This window comes from Aeromonas sp. s1(2024) (assembly GCF_040908005.1).
GTDB classification, from domain to species: Bacteria; Pseudomonadota; Gammaproteobacteria; order Enterobacterales; family Aeromonadaceae; genus Aeromonas; species Aeromonas caviae.
In genome coordinates, this window is the sequence record NZ_JBFOCW010000078.1 from 1 (window position 1) to 14148 (window position 14148).

Sequence of the window (14148 nt, forward strand, 5' to 3'; positions counted from 1 at the left end):
TCACATATCGCCAATACCCGCCGCGATTACCTTCACAAGGTCACAACGACTATCAGCAAAAACCACGCGATGATCGTCATTGAGGATTTGAAGGTTGCCAGCATGTCAAAATCAGCAGCGGGCACGACCAGCCAGCCGGGGCGCAACGTCCGGGCAAAATCAGGGCTGAATCGTTCGATATTAGATCAGGGCTGGTTTGAGCTGCGCCGCCAGCTCGAATATAAGCAGGCATGGCGAGGCGGTCAGGTGTTGGCGATAAACCCGGCCTACACGAGCCAGCAGTGCGCCTGTTGTGGGCATACTGCGAAGGATAACCGCCAGACGCAAAGCCAGTTTAAATGCGCTGCGTGTGGTTATGAGGCGAACGCCGATGTGAATGGCGCTCGCAATATTTTAGCGGCGGGACACGCCGTTTTAGCCTGTGGAGGCGCGGTGCAATCAGGCCGCCCGATGAAGCAGGAACCCGGTACTGCGCGAGCAGCTATCACCCAGTAATGGGGATCCCCCTCCTGTGACGCGAAGCGCTAAGGTGGGGGAGGATGTCAATGATTGAGATGACGGGTACGAGTGGCTGGGTTCATCGACGCTTCCTCTGGATTTGACGGCCGCGAAGTCTACCTAAAAGTGGGGTTATTTGCAGCAAAGGGGGAACTGAATGCTGCTAATATCGTCAATCTGGCCGCCCGGTAGCGGGAAAAGAGGTCAGACACAGGGGGGAGGGGCTAGGTCCTGCTGCCGCTCTGGGGTAACATGCGCGCCTGCATGACATAAATCGGCCCCGTCCTCTCTCATCCGACGGAGGCGATGCACCTCTATATGACGGGTCTTCCATGAGATGGGCCCATCCGGATATTGAAAGAAGAGATCACCATGTTACAGATTGGCAAGATGAACACCCTGACCGTCGTCGAGATCGAGGAGCGCGGCGCCTGGCTGGCGGCGGGGGAATACGGCGAGCTGCTGCTGCCCAGGCGCCAGTTGCCGGAAGGCGTTGCCGAGGAGAGCGAGGTGTCCGTCTTCCTCTATCTGGATGCGGATTGCGAGCCGGTGATCACCACCGACAAGCCCTTCGCCATGGTGGGGGACATCGTCGGTCTCAAGGTGGTCAATGCCAACAAGATTGGTGCCTTCCTCGACTGGGGCATGAAGAAGGATCTCTTCGTACCAAGCCGCGAGCAGAACAAGCCGATGCAGGTGGGCCATGTCTATCTGGTGCACCTGATGCTGGACAACGAAGGGCGCATGGTCGGTACCAGCCGTCTGGAGCGCTTCCTGCGCATCGACCCCCCTTTCAAGAGCGGTGACGAGGTGACGGTGCTGCCGGGGGAACACACCCCCCTTGGCATCAAGGCCGTGGTCAATGGCCAGTACGCCGGCATGCTGTTCAAGAACGAGGTGTTCGGCCGCGTGATGACGGGCCGGCCGCTGACCGCCTGGGTCAAGCAGGTGCGCGAAGATGGCAAACTGGACCTGACCCTGCAAAAGCCGGGACTGGCCCGGATGGATGACGCCGGTGCGCGCATCCTGCTGCGCCTGCAAAAGCAGGGGGGCAGCCTTGCGGTGGGAGACAAAAGCGATCCTGACGTCATCTACAAGATGTTCAGCATGAGCAAGGGCACCTTCAAGAAAGCGATCGGCGGCCTCTACAAGCAGGGCAAGATCGTCATCGAGGAGCACAGCATCCGCCTCGTGGGCTCCGACACGCCGGCAGGGGACGAATAAGTTGCCGAGTCCCTGCATCGGTGACTGCCGGGCCAAAGAGGGGCTCTGCCTCGGTTGTGGCCGCACCCTGACCGAGATAGGCCAGTGGTCCACCATGGACAGCGAGGCCCAGCTGGCCCGCATGGCCGAGCTCGATGGCTCGAAGAGCACTCATGCCTGCCCGGGCTGCGGCGAGCCGGCGTTCTGCGCCGTGTCGGCGGGGGAACCCATCGAGCGCTGCTGGTGCAACCAGCTTCCCGCGTTGCCCATGAGCGATGCCAGCGCCTGCTGGTGTCGCCGCTGTCTGGCCAAGGCCATCGCGGCACGCCCCTGACTCGGGCATCGCAAAAAACGAAAAAGGCGCCTGGGGCGCCTTTTCTTATGCCTGTTGCTGGCGGTGCCAGCGGATATGCACGTCGTGCTCGCTCTGATCCCGGGGGAGCAGGAAGGTGGCGTAGATCACCTCGAACTCGTCCTGATGATCCAGCAAGCCGACCCAGACCTCGGCCCAACGTGCCATGTCCACCGGCTCGCCAAGTTCGGTTGACCAGTCGGCATTGGGCAGGGTTGCCTCCACCGCGCCACGTTGCTCGAACTCGAGGGTGATGTCGACGATTTGTTCGGGGGCCAGCATGTCGGCGGCCTGCTCCAGAAACTGATCATAGGCCCACTCGACCAGCTGATCCGGGCTACGTTGTTCCATGAAATCACTCCAGATACGTCCAGGTTCGCCACTTTAACAAGTATTGGGATGGGCAGCCAGCCCGGGGGCGGTGACGCCGTGCTGTCAAATGGCGGGATCAGGGGATAAGGTTAACAGAGCCGCCAGCAGGGGCGGCGTGACGGGGCGGCCTGGCAAGATGAAGCGACGACAGTACCGAAGGCAGATCAAGCGGCGGCGCGAAACCTGGTGGTGGCACTATCTGCCCCTTCATCGGGAAACCGTCGGCGGCCATCTGGGGCCCGCCTCTGATCCGCAGGATGGCGCTACTCTGTGCCGTGGACCCGGTTCAGGGTGACTTGCCCGAGTTGACCCATCTGACGACGGATCCAGGCCGAGCGCTGCTGCACATAGGGTGAGGGGGGCTTGACCCGATAACGCCAGGGGTTGGGCAGGGCGGCGGCGAGCAGGGAGGCCTCGTAGCGGGTGAGGCGTATCGCCGGTTTGCCGAAGTAGTGCCTGGCGGCTGCCTCGGCGCCATAGATGCCGGGTCCGAACTCCACGATGTTGAGATACACCTCGAGAATGCGGGACTTGTCCCAGCCCAGCTCCATCAACAGGGTGAACCAGGCCTCTATCCCCTTGCGCAGGAAGCTGCGATCGCTCCACATGAAGAGGTTCTTGGCGGTCTGCTGGCTGAGGGTGCTGGCACCGCGCACCCGCCCGCTTTGCTGGTTGTGCCTGAGGGCCGAGCTGATGGCGTCCATGTCAAAGCCGTGATGTTCGGCAAAGCGCTGATCCTCGGCGGCGATCACCGCCAGTTGCAGCTCCCGGGAAATCTGCTCAAGCGGCACCCAGTCGTGCTTCACCTCGGCCACCTTGGCAGGGGGAAACAGGGCGCGTTCGAGGCGCCAGGTCCACATGGGAGGGTCGATGAAGCGCAGCAGCGCGACCGAGACGATGGTGCTCGCAAAGGCGGCCAGCAGCAGCTTGCCGAGCCAGCCCAGCAGTCGCCGTCTGTGCGAAGGCCTCACGGGCGCGGGCCCGCCGTCCCAGTCATAGTGGCCAGGATCATCGGGATCCGGAATTATTGGGGCAGCCATTCGATGTGGCAGAACTTCTCGTCGACGCGGCGGGAGAGCAGCATGCGGGCAAACAGGTGCTCGTACTCTTCTTGTTCGTTGCCAAGGCCGACCCAGATCTCGGCATAGTCGGCGTCGCTCACCTCAAATCCCACGTCGGCCGCCCAGTCGTCGGCGGGATCGGTCTCCGCCAGCAGGCCGCGGTCGTTGAACTCCTGATTGAAGCGGACGATCTCCTGCTCGGGCAGGTTGTCGGAGGCCAGCTCCATGAAGAGTTCGAGGGCGGTGTCGAGCAGTTCCTCGACGCTGTGCATTTCGTCATTCAAAGACATAAAAGCCGTGTTCCAGATAAGGGGGGAGGGAAAGTCCGTCGGCAGCGCCTCGGGGTGCGCGGTATTCTAGCTGGCCCTGATGCCCTTGGCGAGATGCCGGGACGCCAGGCATTAAAAAACCGGATCCTGGGAAAGGATCCGGTCTTCGTTGGGGGAAGGGGTCGCGCATGGTGCGTCAGCTCATCCCTTCTTCTGGTCGTCGGCGAAGGTGATGTTGAGCTCCAGCACCGACAACTCGTCACTCTTCTGATCAAGCTGGACGGTGATCTTGTCCGGGTCGATCTGCACGTATTTGCGGATCACGTCGAGGATGTCCTGCTTGAGCTGGGGCAGGTAATCCGGCCCCCCTCTGGATGAACGCTCGTGAGCCACGATGATCTGCAACCGCTCTTTGGCCAGTTGTGCGGTGTTCTGTTTCTTGTTGGAACGAAAATAATCCAATAATGACATGCTTAACTCCCGAACAGTCGGCTAAAGAAGCCCTTCTTCTCTTCTTCCAGAAAACGGAAATCCTTGGTGTCACCCAGCAGACGGGCGACGGCGTCCTCGTAGGCCTGACCGGCATCGGACTCCTTGTCCAGAATGACCGGCTCGCCGGAGTTGGAGGCGCGCAGCACCGCCTGGGACTCCGGGATCACCCCGAGCAGTTTGATGGCCAGGATCTCCTGTACGTCCTGCACGCTCAGCATGTCGCCGCGGTTGACGCGGGTCGGGCAGTAGCGGGTTAGCAGCAGGTGCTCCTTGATGGGATCCTCACCGCGCTCGGCACGGCGGGACTTGGAGGCCAGGATACCGAGGATGCGATCCGAGTCACGCACGGAAGAGACTTCCGGGTTGGTGGTGACGATGGCCTCGTCGGCGAAATAGAGCGCCATCAGGGCGCCGGATTCGATACCGGCGGGGGAGTCGCAGACGATGTAGTCAAACTGCATCTCCGCCAGCTGATCCAGGATCTTCTCCACCCCTTCACGGGTCAGGGCATCCTTGTCCCGAGTCTGGGAGGCGGGCAGGATGAACAGGTTTTCGCAACGCTTGTCCTTGATGAGGGCCTGGTTGAGGTTGGCTTCCCCGTTGATGACGTTGACGAAGTCATAGACCACGCGCCGCTCGCAACCCATGATGAGGTCCAGGTTTCTCAGACCAATGTCAAAATCGATGACCACGGTCTTGTGGCCACGCTGGGCCAGACCGGTGCTCAGTGCCGCGCTGGTTGTCGTCTTGCCAACGCCACCCTTGCCCGATGTAACGACTATGATTCGCGCCATTCTCGCTTCCTTGTAACTCTATTTGATTCGGTCTATACGAAGTTGTTCATTGTCGAGCCGGATATGGACCGGCTCTTGTATCACGCCTGCAGGCAATGCATCGCTGAGCTGGAAGGTGCCCGCGATGGAGAGCAGCTCGGCCTGCAATTGCTGGCAATAAATGCGGGCCTTGGGATTGCCCTTGGCCCCTGCGATGGCTCGCCCACGCAGGGCACCATAAACATGGATGCTGTCATCGGCGATGACTTCGGCGCCAGGGCTCACCGAGCCCAGCACCACCAGCGAGGTGCCGGCTGCATAGATCTGCTGACCGGAGCGCACCGGGCCCACGTGGACCTTGCTTGCCTCCACGGGCGCTGGCACCGGAGGAACCGGTGCGGCCTCCACTTGCTTGGGCTCAGACACTGGCGGCGTCGGCTCAGGTTCTGCCTTGCGGCTCTTGCCTGACACCATGACGGCGAGGCCTGCCGCCTTGGCGGCCGTCTTCATCGCCTCGTCCCGCGCCCCCGTGATCCCGACCAGCACGAAGTCTTCCGACTCGACCAGCTCCCTGAGCTGTTCGAAATCGGGGATCGCCTCGAGGCGTTCCACATTGAGGACGAGGGGGGCACAATTAAAAAACTGGGGGGCCTGCGCGACCTTGGCCTCCAGCAGTTGTCGGATCCGGGCCGGATTGCCATCGCTGAGATGCAACACAGAAATAGTGAAGGTGGTCCCTTTCAATTCGTTATCGCGTTCAACCATGAATCTTCCCCGAACCGAGACGGTAATACGTTATTGTTATTCAATTCCTGATGTTATAGTTTGCCACCACCAGAGGCAATAAACCCGTCGGATTATATCAATTTCCATGTTGTGTGCAGTCTATAAAAGTCGCAAAAAAGCCGAGACCTATCTCTTTATTGAACGAAGAGAGGACTTTTCCCGCGTTCCCGAGGTGCTGATGAGTACCTTCGGGCGTCCCGAACTGGTCCTGATGACCAAACTGGACCCGGCCAAGCCCCTGGGGCTGGCCTCCACGGAGCGGGTGATGGCCGCCCTGAAGAGCCAGGGCTTTTATCTGCAGGTGCCACCGCCACCGGAAAACCTGCTGGAGCAGCACAAGGCGCAATTAAAGGACGCACGATGAGGGCGGGGCGGCTGGCACTGCTGTTGTCAGGCGCCCTGTGTTGTCAGGCGCCCTGTCGGGATCGCCGGTGCAGGCCGGCCCCGATTTTGACCAGTACGTGGCGAGCCTCAAAGAGCAGGCGCTGGCGGCGGGCATGTTGCCCGAGACGGTGAGTGCGGCCTTTGCGGATGTCCACCTTGTCGATGCCGCCATCAGGCACGACAAAAATCAGCCGGAATTCAAACTGACCCTGGACACATATATTCCCCGGGCGGTGCCGGAATGGAAAGTCAAGCAAGCCCAAACCTTATATCGCCAGCATTTGCCGCTGCTCACAAAAATAGGCAGGGAATATGGGGTTCAACCCCGCTTTATTGTTGCCTTGTGGGGAATTGAAACCAATTTCGGCAAAATAACCGGCCATTATCCCCTTATCTCTTCTCTCTCGACCCTGGCCTGGGACGGTCGCCGTGAAGCCTTCTTCAAAGGCGAGTTGTTCGATGCCCTGCGCATTCTGGAGCAGGGACATGTGAACCCCGCCAACTTCAAGGGATCCTGGGCGGGGGCCATGGGACAGGTGCAGTTCATGCCCTCGTCATTCCTGCAATACGCGGTGGATCAGGACGGGGACGGCAAGAAGGATCTCTGGGGCAATCTGGCGGATGTATTTGGATCGGCTGCCAATTATCTGAGCCAGAACGGCTGGCGTGAAGACCAGACCTGGGGACGGCGGGTGAGGGTGCCCGAGGCGCTCGATCCGGCGCTGCTGGGGCTTGAGATCCGCAAGCCGCTGTCGGCCTGGCAGGCGCTCGGGGTGCGGCAACTGGACGGCTCCCCTCTGCCTGCGGTCGACATGCAGGCCTCCCTCATCCGCCCCGACGATATTCACGGGCGAAGCTACCTTGCCTATGACAATTACCGGGTACTGCGTCACTGGAATCGCTCCCCCTATTTCGTGGTGGCCGTCGGTACCCTGGCCGATCGCATCGTGAAATAGCTCTCCCCCGTTCTCCTGTCACGGCGAACGGGTGGAGGTGATATGCCCGTCTCTTTTTATCCCTTGTCGGCCTCCCTTTATCCACGAACGCTGCCCTTTAAATCGCGACTAAAAAAAAGCGGGAATATATCCCGCTTTTTTCATGTCATCGCGACTCGGCGTTAGTCGCAGGCAACCTGCATCACCTTGATGGCCAGGCCACCGCGGGAGGTCTCGCGGTACTTGGAGTCCATGTCCTTGCCGGTGATGTACATGGTCTCGATCACCTTGTCCAGCGACACACGCGGCTTGGAGGTGCGACGCAGGGCCATGCGGGAGGCGTTGACCGCCTTCATGGCGGCAATGGCATTGCGCTCGATGCAGGGCACCTGTACCTGGCCGGCCACCGGGTCGCAGGTCAGACCCAGGTTGTGTTCCATGCCGATCTCGGCGGCTTCACAGACATGCTCGGGGCTGCCGCCCATCAGCTCGGTCAGGCCGGCGGCGGCCATGGAGCAGGAGACGCCCACTTCACCCTGGCAGCCCACTTCGGCGCCGGAGATGGACGCGTTCATCTTGTAGAGCATGCCGACGGCGGCAGCGGCCAGATAGAAGCGGGTGTACTCGTCGCGGCCCACCGGCTGGATGAACTTGTCGTAGTAGGCCAGCACCGCGGGGATGATGCCGGCGGCGCCGTTGGTCGGTGCGGTGACGACGCGGCCACCGGCGGCGTTCTCTTCACTCACTGCCAGGGCGAACATGTTGACCCAGTCCACGATGTTCATGGGATCGTTGGAGAGGTTCTCGTTGGTGGTCAGCTGGCGGTAGAGCGGGGCGGCGCGGCGCGGTACGCGCAGCGGGCCGGAGAGGACGCCCTCGGTGCGGCAGCCGCGCTCGATCCCTTCCCGCATGGTGGTCCAGATCTTGCCGAGCTTCTTGTAGATCTCTTCCGGGGTGTTGAAGCACTTCTCGTTTTCCATCATCAGGGCGGAGATGGAGAGACCACTCTGGCTGCAGTGGGCGATGAGCTCGGCGGCACTCTTGAAGGGATAGCTGACGGACATGTCGCCGCTGTCACCCTTGCCAAAGTTCTCTTCGTCGACGATGAAGCCACCGCCGATGGAGTAGTAGGTCTTGCTGTAGACGGCGTCATCTTCGATGAAGGCGGTCAGCCTCATGCCGTTTTCGTGCAGGGGCAGGGCCTCGTCATGGAAGATCATGGCGCCCTTGGGGAAGCTGACGGTGTGGCAGTGCAGGCCGATGGGCAGACGACCGGTCTGCTCCACGCGGGAGATGAATTCGGGGATGGCGTCGATGTCGACGTTCTCCGGCAGGTTGCCCGCCAGACCCATGATAATGGCGGTATCCGTGTGGTGGCCTTTGCCGGTCCAGGAGAGTGAGCCATAGACATCGACCTGGATCCGGGTGATGTCACGGATCTTGCCGCCAGCACGCAGTTCATCCACGAACTGTTTGGCTGCCTTCATGGGGCCGACAGTGTGGGAAGAGGAGGGGCCAACACCGATTTTGAAGATATCAAAAACGCTGATCATGTAACAATTACCTCAGGGTAGAAGGGGGCGCCATGCCCACTCGCAGAAAAGGGATCCATGGGACGGGTCTGTCGTCACAAAGGCCAGGGAACCGGATAACCACAGTGTAACGGTTCAATGCCTAAAAAAAGTTGAAACAGATCTATTTTTGTTGAATTCGTGGCGCGAGTATAAAATTTATTTTGATGGTTATCCATTTTGTTAAGCGCCAGACAAACGTTTTGCAAAAAAATACCCGGCGATGCCGGGTATTCGAGTGCCATATGCGGCTTTATCACAGCGGCTTAACACTCGGTGATGTTGACGGCAAGGCCGCCTCGTGCGGTCTCCTTGTACTTGGTCTTCATGTCGTTGCCGGTTTCCCACATGGTTCTGATCACCTTGTCCAGCGACACCTTGTGCTCGCCGGTGCCGCGCAGGGCGAGGCGGGCGGCATTGATCGCCTTGACTGCGCCCATGGCGTTGCGCTCGATGCAGGGCACCTGCACCAGGCCACCGACGGGATCACAGGTCAGCCCGAGATTGTGCTCCATGCCGATCTCGGCGGCGTTCTCGACGATGGCGGGGCTGGCGCCCAGCAGCTCGGCCAGGGCACCAGCGGCCATGGAGCAGGCCACGCCGACCTCGCCCTGACAGCCGACCTCGGCCCCCGAGAGGGAGGCATTCTTCTTGTAGAGGATGCCGATGGCGGCGGCAGTGAGGAAGTACTGCATCAGCAGCTCGTCATCCACCTTGCGCACGAAGCGATCGTAATAGTGCAACACGGCGGGGATGATGCCGGCGGCGCCGTTGGTCGGCGCCGTCACCACGCGGCCTCCGGCGGCGTTCTCCTCGTTGACGGCCAGCGCAAAGAGGTCCACCCACTCCATCACCATCAGCGGATCCTTGTTGAAATTGGTCTCGCCACAGAGCTGGCGATAGAGGGCGGGAGCCCGGCGCTTGACCTTGAGACCGCCTGGCAGCACCCCCTCGCTCTTGCAGCCACGCTCCACACACCCCTGCATCGCCTGCCAGATCTTGCGAAGCCCGGCCTTGATCTCCGCTTCCGAGCGAAACACCTTCTCGTTGGCCAGCATCAGCCCCGAGATGGAGAGGCCGCTCTCCTGGCACTGGGCCAGCAGTTCGGCGCCGCTCTCGAAGGGATAGGGGATGGGGTGGGCGGCATCGAAGCGGGCCGCCTCTTCCCGGGCGTTGGCGAAGTGACTCTCCTCGATGATGAAACCGCCCCCGATGGAGTAGTAGGTCTGCTCGAACACAAGGGTGTCACCCTCATAGGCGCGCAATGTCATGCCGTTGGAGTGGGCGGGAAGGGTCTTGCGCCGGTTGAAGAGGATGGCGCCGATGCGGGGAAATTCGCTGGGTTGCTCACCGCCCAGGCAGAGGGTCTGGGTCTGCTCTACCTGGGCGAGGAAGGCGGGAATGGCCTCGATGTCCACGGATTCGGGTTCAAATCCGGCCAGTCCCAGGATGATGGCCTTGCCGGTGCCGTGCCCCTTGCCGGTCTGGCCCAGTGAGCCGTAGCACTCGACGACAACGCGTCCGGTACGGGAGAGGAGTGCGTTCGCTTTGAGGGTCTGGATGAAGGCGCAGGCGGCCCGCATCGGTCCCACGGTATGGGAGGAGGAGGGGCCTATCCCGATGGAAAACATGTCGAAGACACTGATCATGACGTACTCCAATTATGGATTTCGTCTAAACATTGTAAATTTTTTGTAGTCGTTGAAAAGGGGGGAGATAGCGGGGTGTGATGGCGGTAGGGAAATGGGCGCGGGAGAGACGCGCCATGGGGGAGCCGCTCGGCATCCCATGGCGCCCGTGATACATCAGTCGAGGAACTCGCACAGATAGGCGGAGGCGATCTTCACTTCCAGCTTGAAGGAGGAGTGACCGGCCACGTCGAAGGATTCCCCCTGCTGGTAGGTGTGCCACTCATCTTCGTCGGCCAGCTGGATGGTGAGGGCGCCCTTGATCACCGTCATGCGCTCCGGGGCGGCGGTATTGAACAGGTACTCGCCCGCTTCCATCACACCAACGGTAGCTTTCTCGCCTTTTTGCTCGAAACCGATGGATTTAACATTTCCGTCAAAATACTCGTTAACTTTCAGCATCTTTTCTTCCCTGTATGCACGTTTGCAGAGCCAACGTAGCACACTGTTTTGGATGTTGTCATGGTAAAAGGAGCAAAAACAGCCGTGTCTCTTTTGAGGTTTTACTTTCTCATAAAGTTATCAATGCATTTCGTTAACGGATTCTAATGTAAAACGGGGCGCAAATATGAGATAAAGCGCACCGCCAGAGCAATGGAGAGGATTTGACGCTCTGGGTGGTCATTTACGCTGTAAAAGTGTGAGTAATTGCTAAATAAAGGAACATTCTGTGTTAACAAAAGGATTAATCAAAAGCATCGGCTTCCAGGTAGTGGTGGCCATGGTGCTGGGCGCGCTGGTCGGGGCGCTCATGGGAGAGCAAGCCACGGTGTTTGCGCCGCTCGGCACCCTGTTTATCCAGCTGATCAAGATGCTGGTGATCCCGCTGGTAGCGGTGGCCATCCTGTCCGGGGCCGCCAACCTGGGGGCCAGTCCCGCTGCTGGCAAGATTGGCGTCACCACGCTCGCCTTCTTCCTCGTCACCTCCGCACTGGCGGTGTTCCTGGCGTTGGTGATGGGTCAGGTGTTCAAACCCGGTGTGGGTGTTGACTTTGGCGCCACCGCGGCCATGTTCTCCGGCGACTACGCCGACAAGGGGGCACTGCCCGATGCAGTGGCCACCCTGCTTGGCATGATCCCGACCAACGTGTTCAGCGCCTTGAACGAGGCCAACATCCTGCAGATCCTGGTGTTCTGCATGTTCCTCGGCATCGCCCTGGCCAAGCAGCCCCGCGAGCGCGCCAAGCCGCTGGTGGACGGGCTCAACACCTTGGTGGACGCCTTCGTCTGGATGATCAACAAGGTGATGCTGATCGCCCCCATCGGCGTCTTCGGCCTGATGGCCGACGCCATCGGCACCTACGGCTTCGACGTGCTGACCCTAGTGCTCAAGCTGTTCGTCGTCTATATCGCCGCCATCCTCATCTTCGGCTTCGTGGTCTATCCGCTGCTGATCGCGTTCTTCTCCAACACGCCGGTACGCAAGTACTTCTCCGCGATGAAGAAACCGCAGATCGTGGCCTTCTCCACCGCCTCTTCCATGGCGACCCTGCCGGTCAACATGGAGACCTGCGAGCGCGATCTGAAGGTGACCAACGCCACCGCGTCCTTCGTGCTGCCGCTGGGCGCCACCATCAACATGAGCGGCAACGCCATCTATTACGGCCTGGTCGCCATCTTCTTCGCCCAGGTCTATAACATCGATCTTTCCATGGGGGCCTGGGCGGCGATCATCGTCACCTCCACCCTGGGTGCCATCGGTCAGGCCGGTGTGCCGGGCCCGAGCTTCCTGGTGGTTGCCGTGCTGCTGGCGGCCGGGATTCCCATCGAGGGTCTGCCGCTGCTGTTCGCGCTGGATCGTCTGTTCGACATGATCCGGACCGCGCTGAACATCACCGGCGATGCGGCCTGTGCCATCATCGTCGATCGCTACAGCCCGGATTACGATCCGAACCGCTGGAGCAAGGAGGCCTGATATCGGTCGTCCACGATGCATGACAAGAGGGAGGCTTCAAGCCTCCCTCTTTCATTTGTGTCTATTTGCTGGCGGTGTTCCCCGCTCGCCTCGCCCGTCTGCGTGCCTCAGGGGGAGAGGTGTGCCAGGGCCTGGCGGCAGCGCTGTTCGGCCGCCTCCAGCTCCAGCAGGACCATCTGGATATCTTCCAGCTGCTGCTGCAGGGTCTCCCGCTTGTCGGCCACCAGCCCCAGCATGGTCTGCAACTGGGAGCGGCTGCTCTTGTCCGCATCGTAGAGGTCGAACAGCTCCCGGATCTCTGCGAGGCTGAAGCCCAGACGCTTGCCACGCAGGGTCAGCTTGAGCCGCACCCTGTCCTGACGGCTGTAGATCCTGTGCTGTCCCTGGCGGGTCGGGTTGAGCAGGCCCTGATCCTCGTAGAAGCGGATGCTGCGGGTGGTCACATCGAACTCGCGAGCCAGTTCGCTGATGCTGAAGGTGCGGGTGTCGTCCCTGGATTTGGTCATGGGGCTGTCTTGGCTGCCATCTGGTTGTCAATGCAGGCTGGCACCTTACCCAAACGTCAACTTCCTCGCAAGTCTTGTTCCCGTCGCGGTCGCGGCATATGTTATCCCGATGTAACAAGGAGAGTGCTATCGATGGATATCGTGATTGTGGCGGCCAAACGTACCCCCATGGGGGCCTTCCAGGGGGCCCTGAGCGCGCTCGGTGCCCCCGAGCTTGGCGCCTGCGCCATCCGCGCCGCGCTGGCGCAGGCCGGGATGACGGGGGGGCAGGTCAATGAGGTCTATATGGGCAACGTGCTGAGCGCAGGGGTCGGCCAGGCGCCAGCCCGTCAGGCGGCGCTCAAGGGTGGGCTGCCGGACAGCGTGCCCTGTACCACCATCAACAAGGTGTGCGGCTCCGGCATGAAGGCGGTGATGCTGGCGGCGGACAGCCTGCGCCTGGGGGAGGCCGAGGTCGTGGTGGCGGGGGGCATGGAGAGCATGAGCCGCGCCCCCTATCTGCTGGACAAGGCGCGCAGCGGTTTTCGCATGGGGCACCAGAGCGTGCTCGATCACATGTTCCTGGACGGCTTGCAGGATGCCTACGAAGGCCATCTGATGGGTCATTACGCCCAGTTGAGTGCTGATCGCAGCGGACTGACCCGGGCCGACATGGATGCCTTTGCCATCGCCTCCCTGGAGCGGGCGTTGACGGCGCAGCGCAGCGGTGCATTTGCCGCGGAACTGGCTCCCGTCATGACCGCTGACCACACCCTGCTGCTGGCCGAGGATGAGCAACCGGGCAAGGCCAGGCCCGACAAGATCCGCGGCCTCAAGCCGGCCTTCAGCAAGCACGGCACCATCACGGCGGCCAATGCCAGTTCCATCTCGGACGGGGCGGCAGCCCTGGTAGTGATGCGGGGCGAGAGCGCTGCCCGGCTCGGATTGCCGGTGCTGGCCAGGGTAGTGGGTTACCAGAGTCACGCCGCCTTGCCGGCGGAGTTTACCAGTGCCCCCGTCGGCGCCATCGACAAGTTGCTGGCACGGGTGGGCTGGTCGGTGGAGGAGGTGGACCTGTTCGAGGTGAACGAGGCATTCGCCATGGTGAGCATGCTGGCGATGGCCGGGTGCGGCATCCCCCATCACAAGTTGAACGTGAACGGCGGGGCCTGTGCGCTGGGGCACCCTCTTGGCGCCAGTGGCGCCCGCATCCTGGTGACCCTGATCCATGCCCTGCGTGCCCGCGGGCTCAGACGAGGGGTGGCGAGCCTGTGCATCGGGGGAGGGGAGGCAACGGCCATCGCCATCGAGGCAGGCTGAATGCGTGGGTGAGATTGCTGCGGGTTGATGAAATGACAACGTCC

Annotated in this window: 17 protein-coding genes; 7 read left to right on the forward strand and 10 right to left on the reverse strand. The window is 61.2% G+C overall.

Annotated features, from left to right (window positions below):
- The 3 genes from AB5Y70_RS18700 to AB5Y70_RS18710 all read left to right on the forward strand — a co-directional run.
- On the forward strand, positions 1–495 hold a 495-nt coding region (locus tag AB5Y70_RS18700; RefSeq protein ID WP_368176103.1), incomplete at its 5' end, for an RNA-guided endonuclease InsQ/TnpB family protein.
- A gap of 357 nt (positions 496–852) precedes the next feature.
- Positions 853–1722 carry a S1 RNA-binding domain-containing protein gene (locus AB5Y70_RS18705; protein ID WP_042014378.1) on the forward strand — a complete coding sequence of 290 codons (870 nt, stop codon included), beginning with the start codon at positions 853–855 and terminating at the stop codon, positions 1720–1722.
- A gap of 1 nt (position 1723) precedes the next feature.
- Positions 1724–2035, forward strand: a complete 312-nt coding sequence (locus AB5Y70_RS18710; protein ID WP_039039099.1) for a DUF1289 domain-containing protein — start codon at positions 1724–1726, stop codon at positions 2033–2035.
- A gap of 45 nt (positions 2036–2080) precedes the next feature.
- On the opposite strand, the gene AB5Y70_RS18715 is transcribed toward AB5Y70_RS18710, so the two are convergent.
- The 6 genes from AB5Y70_RS18715 to minC form a co-directional block, all read right to left on the reverse strand.
- Positions 2081–2404: an HI1450 family dsDNA-mimic protein gene (locus AB5Y70_RS18715; protein WP_010674643.1), complete on the reverse strand. Its 324-nt coding sequence runs from the start codon at positions 2402–2404 to the stop codon at positions 2081–2083.
- Between the two features lie 284 nt (positions 2405–2688).
- Positions 2689–3396: a monofunctional biosynthetic peptidoglycan transglycosylase gene (gene mtgA / locus AB5Y70_RS18720; RefSeq protein ID WP_080988723.1), complete on the reverse strand. Its 708-nt coding sequence runs from the start codon at positions 3394–3396 to the stop codon at positions 2689–2691.
- Between the two features lie 53 nt (positions 3397–3449).
- Complete coding sequence (locus AB5Y70_RS18725; protein ID WP_029314491.1) at positions 3450–3776, reverse strand: HI1450 family dsDNA-mimic protein; 327 nt, start codon at positions 3774–3776, stop codon at positions 3450–3452.
- Positions 3777–3956: 180 nt separating this feature from the next.
- The gene (minE, locus tag AB5Y70_RS18730) at positions 3957–4226 is read right to left on the reverse strand and encodes a cell division topological specificity factor MinE (protein ID WP_010674646.1); all 270 of its coding nucleotides are present in this window, start codon (positions 4224–4226) and stop codon (positions 3957–3959) included.
- A 2-nt stretch (positions 4227–4228) separates the two neighbouring features.
- Positions 4229–5041 carry a septum site-determining protein MinD gene (minD, locus tag AB5Y70_RS18735; protein ID WP_010674647.1) on the reverse strand — a complete coding sequence of 271 codons (813 nt, stop codon included), beginning with the start codon at positions 5039–5041 and terminating at the stop codon, positions 4229–4231.
- An 18-nt stretch (positions 5042–5059) separates the two neighbouring features.
- The gene (minC, locus tag AB5Y70_RS18740) at positions 5060–5785 is read right to left on the reverse strand and encodes a septum site-determining protein MinC (RefSeq protein ID WP_043156191.1); all 726 of its coding nucleotides are present in this window, start codon (positions 5783–5785) and stop codon (positions 5060–5062) included.
- A 106-nt stretch (positions 5786–5891) separates the two neighbouring features.
- Here minC and AB5Y70_RS18745 point away from each other — a divergent pair, with 106 nt between their 5' ends.
- Both AB5Y70_RS18745 and AB5Y70_RS18750 read left to right on the forward strand, forming a co-directional pair.
- A complete protein-coding gene (locus tag AB5Y70_RS18745) occupies positions 5892–6170 on the forward strand; it encodes a YcgL domain-containing protein (protein ID WP_039039102.1) in 279 nt (92 codons plus the stop codon).
- A 37-nt stretch (positions 6171–6207) separates the two neighbouring features.
- Entirely contained in the window at positions 6208–7146 is a 939-nt protein-coding gene (locus AB5Y70_RS18750) for a lytic transglycosylase domain-containing protein (protein WP_043156189.1), read from the forward strand.
- Positions 7147–7307: 161 nt separating this feature from the next.
- Here the strand turns inward: AB5Y70_RS18750 and AB5Y70_RS18755 are convergent, their stop codons facing one another.
- From AB5Y70_RS18755 to AB5Y70_RS18765, 3 genes are all read right to left on the reverse strand, one after another.
- Complete coding sequence (locus AB5Y70_RS18755) at positions 7308–8678, reverse strand: L-serine ammonia-lyase (protein WP_039039104.1); 1371 nt, start codon at positions 8676–8678, stop codon at positions 7308–7310.
- A 284-nt stretch (positions 8679–8962) separates the two neighbouring features.
- Positions 8963–10345 (reverse strand): L-serine ammonia-lyase, encoded by a 1383-nt coding sequence (locus AB5Y70_RS18760; protein ID WP_010674652.1) that lies wholly within the window; start codon positions 10343–10345, stop codon positions 8963–8965.
- A 156-nt stretch (positions 10346–10501) separates the two neighbouring features.
- Positions 10502–10786, reverse strand: a complete 285-nt coding sequence (locus AB5Y70_RS18765; RefSeq protein WP_010674653.1) for a pyrimidine/purine nucleoside phosphorylase — start codon at positions 10784–10786, stop codon at positions 10502–10504.
- Between the two features lie 268 nt (positions 10787–11054).
- Here AB5Y70_RS18765 and AB5Y70_RS18770 point away from each other — a divergent pair, with 268 nt between their 5' ends.
- Positions 11055–12299 (forward strand): dicarboxylate/amino acid:cation symporter, encoded by a 1245-nt coding sequence (locus AB5Y70_RS18770; RefSeq protein WP_029314496.1) that lies wholly within the window; start codon positions 11055–11057, stop codon positions 12297–12299.
- Between the two features lie 107 nt (positions 12300–12406).
- Here the strand turns inward: AB5Y70_RS18770 and AB5Y70_RS18775 are convergent, their stop codons facing one another.
- Positions 12407–12805 carry a MerR family DNA-binding transcriptional regulator gene (locus tag AB5Y70_RS18775; protein WP_010674655.1) on the reverse strand — a complete coding sequence of 133 codons (399 nt, stop codon included), beginning with the start codon at positions 12803–12805 and terminating at the stop codon, positions 12407–12409.
- Positions 12806–12937: 132 nt separating this feature from the next.
- On the opposite strand from AB5Y70_RS18775, the gene AB5Y70_RS18780 reads away from it, so the two are divergent.
- Complete coding sequence (locus AB5Y70_RS18780; protein WP_010674656.1) at positions 12938–14104, forward strand: thiolase family protein; 1167 nt, start codon at positions 12938–12940, stop codon at positions 14102–14104.
- Positions 14105–14148: the final 44 nt, after the last annotated feature.

Bases quoted from the DNA above. Each gene is read 5' to 3' on its own strand.
- AB5Y70_RS18715 (WP_010674643.1), bottom strand. From the start codon at position 2,404: ATGGAACAACGTAGCCCGGATCAGCTGGTCGAGTGGGCCTATGATCAG.
- AB5Y70_RS18725 (WP_029314491.1), bottom strand. From the start codon at position 3,776: ATGTCTTTGAATGACGAAATGCACAGCGTCGAGGAACTGCTCGACACC.
- minE (WP_010674646.1), bottom strand. From the start codon at position 4,226: ATGTCATTATTGGATTATTTTCGTTCCAACAAGAAACAGAACACCGCA.
- minD (WP_010674647.1), bottom strand. From the start codon at position 5,041: ATGGCGCGAATCATAGTCGTTACATCGGGCAAGGGTGGCGTTGGCAAG.
- minC (WP_043156191.1), bottom strand. From the start codon at position 5,785: ATGGTTGAACGCGATAACGAATTGAAAGGGACCACCTTCACTATTTCT.
- AB5Y70_RS18745 (WP_039039102.1), top strand. From the start codon at position 5,892: ATGTTGTGTGCAGTCTATAAAAGTCGCAAAAAAGCCGAGACCTATCTC.
- AB5Y70_RS18755 (WP_039039104.1), bottom strand. From the start codon at position 8,678: ATGATCAGCGTTTTTGATATCTTCAAAATCGGTGTTGGCCCCTCCTCT.
- AB5Y70_RS18760 (WP_010674652.1), bottom strand. From the start codon at position 10,345: ATGATCAGTGTCTTCGACATGTTTTCCATCGGGATAGGCCCCTCCTCC.
- AB5Y70_RS18765 (WP_010674653.1), bottom strand. From the start codon at position 10,786: ATGCTGAAAGTTAACGAGTATTTTGACGGAAATGTTAAATCCATCGGT.
- AB5Y70_RS18775 (WP_010674655.1), bottom strand. From the start codon at position 12,805: ATGACCAAATCCAGGGACGACACCCGCACCTTCAGCATCAGCGAACTG.
- AB5Y70_RS18780 (WP_010674656.1), top strand. From the start codon at position 12,938: ATGGATATCGTGATTGTGGCGGCCAAACGTACCCCCATGGGGGCCTTC.